Below are 713 nucleotides of genomic sequence, written 5' to 3'. Positions count from 1 at the left end.
ATGGATTGGGGTAGGTTGAGGTGTCAGTTCTGCTGGGGCTGTTCGCGGCGATACTTGGCCAGCTCCGGTGTGATGATCCAGTGCGCGCAATAGGTCGCCCCGTCGTTCATCTCGACCACCTGTCCGCCAACCCCCGGCAGGCCGCATGCGTAGCGCGTCATACGATCCACCGAGAAGAACGTTTCGGCGGTTTCGGTCACATAGGCTGCCAGCAGGCCCAGGAACGCCCCTGTGACGAGCGTAGCGGCCAAAAGGGTCCAGATGCCCCCCGAGAAGCGCAGGGTGGCTCTACGGGCCTCTCTGGCGCGCTGTGAGAGCTTCTCGCTCTCGACTGCCAGTTCGGCCCTGATGCCCTCAAGGGTCGATTGTGCGGCCTTTGTGGCGGCAACAGTGGCATTGTGGGCCATCTGGTCCCTGTCGGCCTTCAAGGCATCCTGAAGGGCCGCTGGGGTCTCGCTGGTGGCCTTCCGCATATCTTTGACCGCACGGGCCACGATCCCATGCAGGGCTTCGGCCTCTTCCTTGTCGAGGCTGGTGCGGCGCAGGCTGGCAACTTCACTCCGGATCAGGGTGATCTCATCGACCAGTTGCTGAAATGGGTCTTTGCTCATGCCTCACTGCCTTGAGCCGATTTGGCATCGAGTTCAGCCAGCAGCCCTTCCAGCTCTTTCTGATCGACCTCGCGGGTGGCTTTCTTGCGTAGGGTAGAGGCC

The 713-nt window shown here is 62.1% G+C and carries 1 protein-coding gene; it reads right to left on the bottom strand.

Translation table 11 applies throughout. The features are described 5' to 3' along the window. Positions 1-23: 23 nt before the first annotated feature. Complete coding sequence (locus tag ACOI1H_RS26035) at positions 24-611, bottom strand: hypothetical protein (RefSeq protein ID WP_422441253.1); 588 nt, start codon at positions 609-611, stop codon at positions 24-26. Positions 612-713: the final 102 nt, after the last annotated feature.

The organism is Loktanella sp. DJP18, assembly GCF_049310965.1.
In the GTDB taxonomy this organism is placed as follows: Bacteria; Pseudomonadota; Alphaproteobacteria; order Rhodobacterales; family Rhodobacteraceae; genus Loktanella.
This window is presented reverse-complemented; position numbering and strand designations above follow the sequence as displayed.

Bases quoted from the DNA above. Each gene is read 5' to 3' on its own strand.
- ACOI1H_RS26035 (WP_422441253.1), bottom strand. From the start codon at position 611: ATGAGCAAAGACCCATTTCAGCAACTGGTCGATGAGATCACCCTGATC.